Below are 12,486 nucleotides of genomic sequence, written 5' to 3' on the forward strand. Positions count from 1 at the left end.
TATATAGACTTCACTTCTATTAATTAAATTAGAAGCCCCATTTTTTTATCCTATGGTTTGGAAAAAATAGGTTGATAATTGATTAATATATCCATATAATTTGAATAGTATAAATATTTAGATAGGAGAAAAGGGGATCAATGAGAAAATTCGCGAAAATTATTATCTATTATTTACTAGGAACTATTGCGATACTAGCATTAAGTGTTTTTCCAAAATACTTTCAAATGAGAGATTTTCCTGAGGGAGAGGGATATTTCTCCACTCTATTCTCCTTTTTGTCGAAGGAATTTTTTCAAAAAGAAGGCTGGGTATACACATTAAATGGTGTAGATCAAAAACCAATATTAGATGTACTCTGGCCAGCTTTTATTTATTCGATGGAAATTTTGCTTTGCGCTATTCTCCTCGGATGCTTCGTTGCTTTTATTTTATCCTTATCATTCTTTTTTCTGCCGAAGTTTCTGTTACAGCCATTAAAAAGATTTCTGGATTTAATAGAATCAATTCCAGATATTATTATTGCTACACTTTTGCAAACAATAGTAGTTGTTATCTATATGAAAACGGGTGTAGAGATATTTGCGGTGGCAAGCTACTCCAATGAAGCCTACTTAGCCCCAATTATTACGTTAGCTATTATACCTGCTGTTTCGCTATTTAAAATATTGCTTTTAATGATGGAAGAAGAATATTTAAAGGTCTACGTTACTTTTGCCAGAAGCAAAGGGATTGCCAATATTGCCATTTTACTTAAGCATATACTGCGTAATATTATTCCGATTTCCTATCACCATTTAAAGATTATTATCTGGGGGATGCTTTCTAGTCAATTTATAATGGAACGTTTGTTTAATGTTCATGGAATTACCTATTTTCTTGTAGAGAATTTTACTCCTATCACCATCGCTGTTTCGCTCTTATTAATCTTTACTCCTTTCTTTGTATTCTTTCAATTAATGGAGGAGGTTGTAAGGGAAGAAAAAGAAACAGTGAAAGATGTGAAGAAAAACGCTTGGAAGTATCATTGGAGAATAAATAATCTGGTTGCATCAGTGAAAATTTATTTTAAAAATATTAGGGATTCAATAAGCCTTATAAAATGGCATACATTTTCCGTGGGTAGGCCCTTTATAAAGTTTCTTCAAGTATTTGGTTCATACATGAAAAATTGGAAGTTTGCTTTAGGTAGTTTATTTTTTATTGGTGTAATCGGCTATAGTGTAGCGTATTCTCTTATAACAGATAATCATATTGACCAAATCAGATTGTATTATGCGGATGATGGATCTACGCTAATTTCTGCTATGCCGCATGCACCAACTGAACCTTTCTTTTTTGGATCGGATAAATTAGGATACAGCTTATTTGATCAACTTGTGGTGGGTGCAAAGTATACATTGTTTTTTGCTCTCTTGATTGCTTTTTTACGCGTGATAGGAGGATTAATATTGGCTATATTTTATTCCTTCTATTTTACTAAGGGCTTGCAAAGTATTTTCGCAAAATTATCTGATTCTATACACTTTATGCCGTTGAGTCTTGTTGCTTATATACTATTAAGGCCTATACTTGTACCAACTATAGAAGGATACACAAACACTTTTACAGAGCGTATTTTATTAGAAACACTGATATTAACAATACTGGTGCTCCCGCTAACTACAGTTCTTATCGGAAAAGAAATGAACCATGTCTTGGAAAATGAATTTATAATCAGTGCAAAAGTATTAGGCGGAAATAAGCTTAAGCTTTTTACAAGACATGTTTTACCACATATAAGCGCTCGTTTGACGATTCTATTTGGGCAGCAGTTTATTCAAGTGTTGCTAATATTTATGCATCTAGGTCTTTTTAATTACTTCTTTGGCGGTACTAAAGTATCTTTTGATCCATTGTTTCCTGATCCGCCAATGTCTAGTACCTATGAGTGGTCTGGATTAATTGGACAAGTAGGAAGAAGTACAATATCCTCAGGACGCTTTTGGTATTTCTATATTTTAGTTGCTTTTATGTTATCGATTTTTGCGATGCAACTAATTATTCAAGGAGTAAAAGAAATGCAGCAGGTTAAAGTGGGAGTAACATATAAACTTCCAAAACTTCGAGGTGAGAAAAAAGCGAATGCTAGCAAATTAGAAACTTATCCGATTTCAAAATCCAGCTTTAATCAAATCAGATAGGGAGAGATCCAAATGGAAATCAGGCAATTACGCCCCGATGATGCAGAGGCTTATTTCGCCCTCAGATTAGAAGCATTGCAAATTAATCCCGAAGCATTTGGTTCTAGCTATGAGGAAGAAAAGGATTATCCGCTAAGTCGAACACAAAGCAGGCTAAGTGATCCATCGTCTTATGTATATGGGGCATTTGTGGAAAAGGATTTAGTAGGCGTTGTAACATTAATGAGAGAAACCAAGATAAAAATGAGCCATCGTGCGAATATTTACGCTGTCTATGTGACCCCTAAACGTAGAGGGAAAGGTGTGGCGAAGCAATTGCTCAAAGCCACAATAGAAAAATCACGTGATTTACAGGGAATAGAACAAGTATACTTAGCAGTTGTTGCAGAAAATACAGCTGCAAAAAAAGTATATCGAGCATTTGGATTTGAAACGTATGGAATCGATCGAAAGGCGATAAAAATAAACGGAAAATATTATGACGAAGAGTTAATGGTTCTCTATTTATAAAAAATGTAAAACAGTGATAGCTTTATGAGATAAAGCTATCACTGTTTTTATTTTGGACAGAATCACTAATTAAAGAGTTGAAAATAAAGGGAAATAATATAATAAAAAATTATTTAAATATAAACAAAAGGGTAAAAAGTCCGATAAATTATTTGTAAATAAAATTGAATTATTCTGTAAATTACATTAGTATTATACATACAAAGTAATAAAGTACCTTGCTTTATAAAGGGTCTGATTCTATTTTACTAATTACAATCATACATAGCCACAATAAAAATAGAGGCAGATAAGCAGAAAGATCGATATTTAATGAGAAGGAGGAATAAACAAAAAAACAAAAATTGCTATTTTGGAATAGAAGAGAAAAATCTCTTTAGTAGTGGAGGTTTGAAATCATCAAAGGGGAGAACTTGTGATGGCGAAAATGAAATTTAAAAAACAAAAAATAACCAGTTTAAAGAAAGAAAAAAAATCGCAGAAATCTATTTTTAGCAAACTAAATATCAGAAAGATATCAGGGAATAGAACTTTAAGAGGAGTTAATAGCCGGTTCACTAAATTTAATAATATTACAATTGGCTGGAAATATGGAATAACATTATTATTTGTTTTTGCTCTTTTAACCATTACTACAGTATTAGTAACGACGCGTTTAATCCATATTAATAATAGTATTGAGCAATTAAATAAAACAGATGAAAAAGCACTTATTATTACGGAAATGGGATCACTTACCCGAGAGAAAAGTCTTAGTATTTTAAATTATCTGGACTATCAAAACCCTACATATGTGGATGAATTTCAGGTGATTAATACTAAATTTAATGAATATGAAGAACAAATAAAAAAAGATCTTCGAAATAAAGATGAAAAAGCGTTATTCGATGAAGTGGTAGATCGCAATAAACAAATGAATGACTTATTCTTAGAGCAGATTATTCCTGCGATTGAAGCAAACGATCGATCGGCGGTTAATTCCTTAAGTTTAACCAATACAACTATTCGCAATAGAACAATTACTGCTTTAAATAAAATGCAAGAACAGGTACAAGTTAGTCGGACAGAGGCAGCGGTAGACGCAATCGCTAGTGGAAGTGTTGCAACCAAGACTTTAATTATCTCTATGATTACAGCATTGCTAATTGGTACGGTGCTAATTATTATTATCAGCAGCAGAATTACACGTAACTTAAAGAAAGTAGTAGAGGTTAGTGATACGATTGCACAAGGAGATTTAACGGTAGAAGAGGTTAACTACAAAGGTAAAGATGAGATTGGCCAATTAGCTCAGTCCATGAATAAAATGAGCAATAATTTACGAATGGTCATTCAAAAAATATCAGAAGTATCGATTACAGTAAACAAGCAGAGTGAGAACCTATCCCAATCTACTAATGAAGTAACTGCTGGAAGTCAGCAAGTTGCAACGACCATGCAAGAGCTATCGTCAGGAGCAGAAAGTCAAGCAAATACAGCTACTGATTTAGCATCATCAATGGAATCTTTTTCTGGCACAATCGGTGATGCTTATAATCAAGGGGAACTAATTTATCAATCATCAAATAAGGTATTAGGCATGACAAATGATGGCAGTCGCTTAATGGGATCTTCTATTGAACAAATGAATGTAATTAATCAAATTATGAAGGAAGCTGTGGATAAAGTGCGTGGCTTGGATACCCAATCGCACGAAATATCTAAGTTAGTTTCTGTTATTAAGGGGATTGCAGATCAAACAAACTTACTTGCTTTAAATGCAGCTATTGAAGCAGCACGTGCTGGAGAGCATGGAAAAGGATTTGCGGTAGTTGCAGATGAAGTGAGGAAGCTGGCAGAGCAAGTTGCTTTCTCCGTCACAGATATTACCGATATTGTCGGAAGCATTCAAAAAGAATCAAGTGTGGTAACAGAATCCTTGCAAGGTGGTTATGAAGAAGTAATGAAGGGGGCGGAACAGATTAAGATGACTGGGGAAACATTCGAAGGTATTAAAGATGCTGTTAATGATATGGTAAATAGCATTGAAGTTGTTTCCGAAAATCTAGCATCTATCTTAGAAACAAGTAAAGAGATGAATCGTTCGATTGAAGATATCGCTGCAATTTCCGAAGAAGCAGCTGCAGGGATTGAACAAACATCCGCTTCCGTTCAACAAACAAGCAGCTCTATGCAAGAGCTCTCAGATAGCTCACATGAATTATCTAACTTAGCAGTAGAGTTAAATGGATTAGTAAAAGAATTTAAAATCAATTAAGCATTAAAAAGGTTGGGACATAAGTATTCCAATTAAATTTAATCCCGAACAATTATACGTACACACTAAAAAAATTCGTATAATTGTTTGGGTTTTTTATTTATTTTAAGAAAGAAGGTTTGTGGTAATCGCCCGCAGCCTAAATTATTCGGGAAATGGAAATTTCGGGTATAAAAATAAATGGTTGTATGCTATGATGGAGGAAATAAATCTCATTGGCTTAGTTGTTGATTGCTGATGTTTTAGGAGAGCGATACTAAATGGAAATTTGGAAGCGGAATTTGCTTGTTTTATGGATAGGGGTTTTCTTTACCTCTGCATCCTTTAACATGGTAATTCCCTTTTTACCAATTTTTCTTATTGAATTAAATGTTCATGAAAACACAGAGATTTGGGCTGGAGTACTATTTAGTGCAGCGTTTTTTGCCGGTGCGTTTGCTTCACCGTTTTGGGGAAGGCTTGCCGATAAATATGGAAGAAAACCGATGATTATTCGCGCGGGGTTTGTGCTATTTGTTGTTTATACGTTAGCTGCATTTGTTACCAATCCCTATCAGCTATTAGTACTTCGTATTCTGCAAGGATTGTTGTCTGGATTTATTCCTGGGGCGATAGCTTTAATTGGAACGAATACTCCTTCAGATAAAACTGGTTATGCATTATCAATGATTTCTACGGCATCCGCATCGGGTGGGATTATGGGTCCGTTGATTGGAGGCGTAATCTCCCAATTAGTTGGAAACCGACTTTCCTTTGCGAGTGCTGGGCTCCTTGTTTTTATTGCAACGTTTTTAATTATTTTCTGGGTAAAAGAGGATAATTTTTCGCCAAGTAAAGAAAAAGGATCTGTCAGAAATGACTTGCGGATTGCTTTTTCCAATAAACCGTTGATGCTTGTACTCTTGTTAACAATTGTTACCTCATGCTCGATCATGACGATTGAGCCAATATTGCCTCTCTATATATTAGAGGTCGGAGGTTCCATGGACAAAGCCTCCTTATTAGCAGGTATAATCTTCTCACTCCCTGGTATTGCTAGTGTCATAATGGCACCATATTGGGGTAAGTGGGCGGATAAGGTTGGATTTAACCGCGTCTTATTTATCGGATTACTGGGCGGCGGGCTTGGTACTTTTGCCCAAATCATTTTCAGTAATATTTGGGGCTTTTCAATTACTCGTTTCATTTTTGGACTCTTCTTCTGTGCAGTATTCCCAGCATTAAATGGGTTAGTTGTGAAATCAACAGCAGAGGATTTCCGTGGCAGAGCCTTTAGTTTAAATCAAACAGCCAATCAACTAGGAGGAATGTTTGGACCGATGATTGGTGGTTTCCTTGGAGGAGTTCTCCCTGCTCAGTCTGTGTTTATTGTAACAGGTATTCTGCTGATTGTAGCTACAGGGATTGCTTATAAAAAAGGGAATATATTTAGTCCAACCATGAAACAAAAAGTTAAAATAGTTACACATGGGAAATAAATTTTAAGAGACTTCCAATGCCAAATGGGGGTCTCTGTTTTATTATAAAATACACCTAAGTTCTTACATATTTCAAAAAGGAGCAAGAGAGAATAATGGGTGGAGGTGATAATCATGACAAAAAATAAAAATAAAAATGCGAAGCAAGCAGTACAAAATGATACAGCTCGTCAATATGATCATGAATTTGCCAATGAACCATTAACAGCAGCGGAGAAATTAAATAATAAAAAGACGAAAAAAAGACAATAAAGTGTTCCGAAAAGTATCCTTCAAATGAGGATACTTTTTTTCGAGCAGGAAAAAGTCAACAGAATAGAAGGAGTATGTAACAAAAAATATCAAGCTGTTGGTATCATAGAAGAAATTTTTAGAGAGTGTGAAGAGAAGTGGAATATTTACTGAATAGCGAAGAAATGAAAAGATGTGATTTAGCGAACATAGGATGCCCAAGGGTTAAAGGAAGAAGATGTTCACCTAAGGGGCTATATTCATGGATTGGCAGGTGATACTGCAATAGCCAAAAAGGGCTGGATGGATATTGCTGGAAGATGATATATGGGATGTGATAGATTAGAAAGTGATATAAAGGAGGAGTTAAGAATGGATACAAGAATTGAAAAATTAATTAATTTAACAAGGAGACAATGGGGGTTAGAAGATTATTATTTAGGTAGACATCATTTATTTAGACAGCTTACATTGGATGGCGAGACAGTGTATTTCTTAAATATGGAATGGTTTCCGAATAAATACGCCGATTGGACAGATGAGGAGGAGAATCCGGAAGGGACTGCTTCGATTGATATAAATATACATACGGAGGAATTCGAATCTGTTATTTTTGTCCAAGGAGTAACCTATGCGAAAAATGGGGTAGTATTTCCACATAAAGATGTAAAAGAGGTAAAAAAATGGCTTGCCGAATTCACAGGCTTAAATATAGAGAAGGATTTTATTTGCAAGCAAAGAGACAAAAGAGAGTATTACTTTGAGGAACAGTGGAATGGTATTCCATTATCTCCATCCTCTTCAATAACTGTAGAGTTTAACGAAGACGGAGAGCTAACATTTTATTCGAAACATATAAGTGTGTTAACGAATAAGAAAGAGTTAGAAGAAAAATATACTTTATCGCTAGCAGATATCGAGGATATAGCGAGAGATCAAGTAGTTTTAGCTGAATTTCCTAATGAGGACGGCAAGTTAATCGTATATGGAGTGGAAGAAACGTATATAAGAAATGATCGGAAAGGAAGCCTTCCATTTATGGAGGAGAAGTTTGGTTTTCGAAAAAACATTAACAAAGAGATAAAATGGCAGGAAGGAAAAGAGGATGATTTTGATAGGAAGCCCTTAGATTGGGCGAATGAAGTAAGTGTGGAAGATGCATATTTAAAGATTCCACATCCAGATTCGCTGCCAATCACGGATGAAGACACAGAAAAATGTATCCAAGAAGTAACCAATTTTTTGCGCATGAAGTATCCGAATGATTCAGGTAAATGGATGCTTAAATATTTATATAGAGAAAATTTTAATTTGCTTGCACGGATTGAGGAAAATGTCCCTAAAAGTATATTTGCAGGAAGAATCCTTACTTTTCATGATCAAGAGGGAAAGATAGTGAATTATATGGATAAAAAAGAACTTTGGGATGAAATTCTCGATGCAAAGGAAAAGGAAGTAATTAAGAAAGAGAAGGAGATAAAAATTACTAAAGACGAAGCTTACAAAAAGCTGAAGCCATATTTCACCTTAACCCCTTATTATGTGTTTGATCCCGCTGATAAGAAATGGGTGCTATGCGGGAAGTTGGACTGTAACTACTGCGTCGATGTCGAAAGTGGAGAAATCAGTAATCTCGAGGATTCTTTTTCTTAAATTAATGATACATTACTAGTATTAAAATACACCAAAGACTGCTGAACACAAGGAGGAAGAAAAATGAACTCTTCCCTAGAATTGCAAATGCTCATTCAATTATTTGAACGAGCTGCCCTTTTACTCATTACTTTATTTTTTATGACAAGAGTACCGAAGTTTAAAGAGACCTTGCAAAAGGATCATCACTCGCCAACAGAGCTGACGTTAATTACACTAATATTTTGTGCCTTCGCTCTATTTGGAACCTATTCGGGAATTCAAGTAGAAGGTTCGATTGTCAACATCCGCACAATTGCCATTATGTCAGGTGGTATCTTGTTTGGCCCATGGGTTGGAATTGTGACCGGAATTGTTTCCGGCGTACATCGTTATTTAATTGACATTGGTGGCGTAACCTCTATTCCTTGTTTAATTACAAGTATTTTAGCAGGGATTGTATCTGGTTATATTCACCTTCGTGTGAAAAAGAGTAGTCGCTGGATTTATGGAATAGTTGCTGGAATGCTATGTGAAATGCTAACAATGATTTTGATATTATTTATGGCAGATCCTTTCGACTTAGGAATAGATATTGTTTCGATTATTGCTTTACCGATGATTTTAGGACAAGGGAGCATTGGGCTAATTGTCTTGATGATTGCCAGCGTAGAAGGAGAAAAGGAAAGAATCGCGGCACAGCAGGCACAGCTGGCCCTTAATATTGCGAATAAGACCTTGCCTTATTTTCGTTCTATTAATGGGAATTCTTTGCGAACTATTTGTACCATTATAAAAGAAGATATTCAAGCAGACGCAGTAGCTATTACGGATACTAAAGATGTTCTTGCATATGTAGGGTTTGGGGAGGAAAAATATAAGATCGGCCAAGAGATTATCAGTGATTTAACGAAAGACACCATTCGAAGTGGCAAGATTACGATTCGGAATAATATTGCCGATCATCATACTCCGCAAATTCATTGTTTATTAATTATTCCGTTAGAGGAAAGAGGGATTGTAACCGGTACTCTAAAAATTTACTACCGAAAAGCTTATACAATTACCAATACATTGCAAACAATGGCAATTGGATTGGCGCAAATTATCTCAACCCTTATGGAAGTATCGCGAGTGGAGCAAATGAAAGAGGAAGCAAATAAGGCCGAACTGAAAGCACTACAAACAAAAATTAATCCCCATTTCTTATTTAATGCGCTAAACGCGATTGCATCCACAACCCGTCGCGATCCTGAAAAAGCACGAGAATTAATTATTAATTTATCGGGGTATATGCGCTATAACTTAGAGGTTGGAGAAGAACTTATTGATATCCAGCTCGCACTTAAGCAAGTAAGAGACTATATTCAAATTGAAAAGGCTCGTTTCGGGAACCGCCTGCAAGTGAACTATGAGATAGATGATATACATATTAAACTTCCGAGTCTTCTCATCCAGCCATTGGTCGAAAATGCGGTTGTACATGGAATTTTAAAGCGAAAAGGTCCTGGAGTTGTAACGATATCAGTCAAAGATTTAGGAGAGACAGTAAGGGTTAGTGTGCGAGATACTGGAGAAGGGATTGCTCAGGAGGTAATTGATCGTTTAGCGAAAGAAGAGGTATCCTCCAAACAAATCGGTTTAACAAATGTCCATCAACGAGTAAAATTAATGTATGGAACCGGTTTAAACATTCGTAGATTAGAGCCAGGTACGGAAGTTTATTTTGACATAACGAAGGAGATAGCATGAAGGCAATAATAGTAGAGGATGAAATTCCAGCAAAAGAAGAGTTAGAATATTTAATTCAAACCCATAGCAAAATTGATATTGTCGCCACTTTTGAAGATGGCTTAGATGTGCTTAAATTTTTGCAAGCAGAAGAAGTGGATGCCATTTTCCTGGATATTAATATACCTTCTTTAGATGGGATGCTTTTGGCAAGCAATATTAGTAAATTTGCGAAAAAGCCTTATATCATTTTTACAACTGCTTATAAAGAGCATGCAGCACAAGCATTTGAATTAGAGGCATTTGATTATATTCTTAAGCCGTATGAAGAAAAGCGGATTGCCGCAATGCTGGCAAAATTAGAAGCAGCTTTCCAAAAAGCAAGCGGTGGAGAAGAAGAAATTACGACAGAAATAAATCGTCGGATAAACTTGCGTAAAAATGAAAATATCATTGTGACAGATGTCAATGATATTTATTATGCAGAAGCGAGCGAAAAAGTAACATTAGTTTATACGAAGACAGATGAATATATGATGCCAATGAGTATCTCTGATTTTCATGATAAATTGCCGCAGGATACCTTTTTCCGCTGTCATCGCTCCTACACCGTGAATCTTTCAAAAATCCATGAAATTGTCCCATGGTTTAACCATACGTATCTGGTGAGATTAAAGGATATTAAGGCGGAAATTCCTGTTAGCAGAAGCAAAGCCAAAGCATTTCGACAAATTATGCATCTATAAATACCATTCATTCCGAATAAAGGGCATTTCATTCTGATACCGGTTTCAAAAATGTTTCAGGCGGTATAATTTAACTATCAAAAGAAAGCATAAACAACCTTTTATAGTAAAAAATACTGTTTATAAACCGAGTAGAAAGAGGAGATCGGAATGAAAGAACGAAATGGCAATCGCTTGCTGATAGTTATTGGTACCATTATTGTGCAAATGGGATTAGGAACAATATACACATGGAGCTTGTTCAATCAACCTCTTGTTGATAAATTTGGATGGGATTTGAGCGCAACGGCTATCACTTTTTCCATTACTAGTTTTGCGCTTGCCTTCGCAACCCTTTTTGCCGGGAAAATTCAAGATAAATGGGGACTCCGCCGCTTAATTGCCTGTGCTGGAATCATGCTAGGTGGAGGATTAATGGTTACTTCACAAGTATCTTCTTTATGGATGCTTTATCTTGTAGCAGGTGTTTTTGTAGGTTTTGCAGACGGAACTGCGTACATCACGTCTTTATCTAATTTAATTAAATGGTTCCCTGAGAAAAAAGGATTAATTTCTGGTATCTCTGTAGGAGCATATGGAACCGGCAGCTTAGTTTTTAAATATATTAATACAAGCTTAATCGCAGCTTATGGTGTTTCAACAGCCTTCTTAATTTGGGGAATTATTGCTTTAGCAATGGTTGTCGGCGGATCATTCCTTTTAAAAGAAGCACAGGAAGTAGAAACAACTACAACTTCTTTAGCACCAGAGCAAAAGAATTATACAGTGAAAGAAATGCTAAAAACAAAGCAAGCATATTTACTCTTTGTTATTTTCTTTACCGCATGTATGAGTGGATTATACTTAATCGGTATTGTAAAAGATATTGGTGTCAGTCTAGCGAATTTAGATGTGGCGACAGCTGCCAATGCCGTTGCTTTAGTAGCGATATTCAATACAATCGGTCGTATTATTCTTGGAGCATTGTCTGACAAAGTAGGTCGTATAAAAGTAGTATCTGGAACATTAGTCGTAACAGCGGCAGCGGTCACTGTATTAAATGTAGTTCCATTAAGCTATCCATTATTCTTTGCTTGTGTAGCCGCAATTGCATTTTGTTTCGGAGGCGTTATCACCGTATATCCGGCTATTATCGCTGATTTCTTTGGACTGAAAAATCAAAGTAAAAACTATGGTGTAATCTATCAAGGCTTTGGATTTGGAGCTTTGGCTGGATCGATGATTGCAGCAGTACTCGGAGGATTCCATGCAACCTTTACAGTCATATCTGTTTTATGTGTCGTTTCCTTTATCATTACTTTAATCATAAAGCCGCCACATATGAAGCTGCAGCCAAAAGAACCAAAACAGCCGCAGCCTAGACTTGCAAATCGCCTTGGATAAGATAGCAAGAAAAGGACCCCGTAAATGGTAAATTCCATTTACGGGTTTTTTGCTGTAAAATAGTTGTTTCCACATCTATCCAATAAAAGAGAATACATGAAACATAAGCCTAGATTTGATAGAATAAAAGCATCAAATCATTTTTTTATGCTTTTCCACATACACATAATGTAAGGACACATAACAAAATACGTCTTTAGTCGTAGAAAAGATTCCATTTAAGGTCTATAGCAAGAAAGAACTTGGTTACGTTAAAATAGAAGTAAATAAATCATCGATTTTTGAAACAAAAGCTGAAATGAAACGTATAAAAAATAAAGGAATACGAAGGCAGG

General features: G+C 35.6%; 9 protein-coding genes. All 9 read left to right on the top strand.

The features are described 5' to 3' along the window. Positions 1–140: 140 nt before the first annotated feature. The 9 genes from NSQ92_RS01415 to NSQ92_RS01455 all read left to right on the top strand — a co-directional run bounded on the left by NSQ92_RS01415 (position 141) and on the right by NSQ92_RS01455 (position 12,151). Complete coding sequence (locus tag NSQ92_RS01415; protein WP_047944667.1) at positions 141–2,183, top strand: ABC transporter permease; 2,043 nt, start codon at positions 141–143, stop codon at positions 2,181–2,183. Positions 2,184–2,195: 12 nt separating this feature from the next. After that, complete coding sequence (locus NSQ92_RS01420) at positions 2,196–2,693, top strand: GNAT family N-acetyltransferase (RefSeq protein WP_047944666.1); 498 nt, start codon at positions 2,196–2,198, stop codon at positions 2,691–2,693. Between the two features lie 418 nt (positions 2,694–3,111). After that, positions 3,112–4,950, top strand: coding sequence for a methyl-accepting chemotaxis protein (locus NSQ92_RS01425; protein ID WP_061800630.1), 1,839 nt, complete (start codon positions 3,112–3,114; stop codon positions 4,948–4,950). Positions 4,951–5,210: 260 nt separating this feature from the next. Beyond that, complete coding sequence (locus tag NSQ92_RS01430) at positions 5,211–6,428, top strand: MFS transporter (RefSeq protein ID WP_047944665.1); 1,218 nt, start codon at positions 5,211–5,213, stop codon at positions 6,426–6,428. Positions 6,429–6,542: 114 nt separating this feature from the next. Continuing rightward, the gene (gene sspO / locus NSQ92_RS01435; protein WP_047944664.1) at positions 6,543–6,680 is read left to right on the top strand and encodes a small acid-soluble spore protein O; all 138 of its coding nucleotides are present in this window, start codon (positions 6,543–6,545) and stop codon (positions 6,678–6,680) included. Between the two features lie 351 nt (positions 6,681–7,031). Next, positions 7,032–8,312 (top strand): hypothetical protein, encoded by a 1,281-nt coding sequence (locus tag NSQ92_RS01440; protein WP_341152292.1) that lies wholly within the window; start codon positions 7,032–7,034, stop codon positions 8,310–8,312. Positions 8,313–8,375: 63 nt separating this feature from the next. After that, entirely contained in the window at positions 8,376–10,043 is a 1,668-nt protein-coding gene (locus NSQ92_RS01445) for a sensor histidine kinase (protein ID WP_095323078.1), read from the top strand. Then, a complete protein-coding gene (locus NSQ92_RS01450) occupies positions 10,040–10,768 on the top strand; it encodes a LytR/AlgR family response regulator transcription factor (protein WP_047944662.1) in 729 nt (242 codons plus the stop codon). Before NSQ92_RS01445 ends, NSQ92_RS01450 begins: the two co-directional genes overlap by 4 nt. Before the next feature lie 150 nt (positions 10,769–10,918). Next, the gene (locus NSQ92_RS01455; protein ID WP_095259212.1) at positions 10,919–12,151 is read left to right on the top strand and encodes an L-lactate MFS transporter; all 1,233 of its coding nucleotides are present in this window, start codon (positions 10,919–10,921) and stop codon (positions 12,149–12,151) included. Positions 12,152–12,486: the final 335 nt, after the last annotated feature.

The organism is Niallia sp. FSL M8-0099, from assembly GCF_038006945.1.
GTDB lineage: Bacteria > Bacillota > Bacilli > Bacillales > Cytobacillaceae > Niallia > Niallia circulans.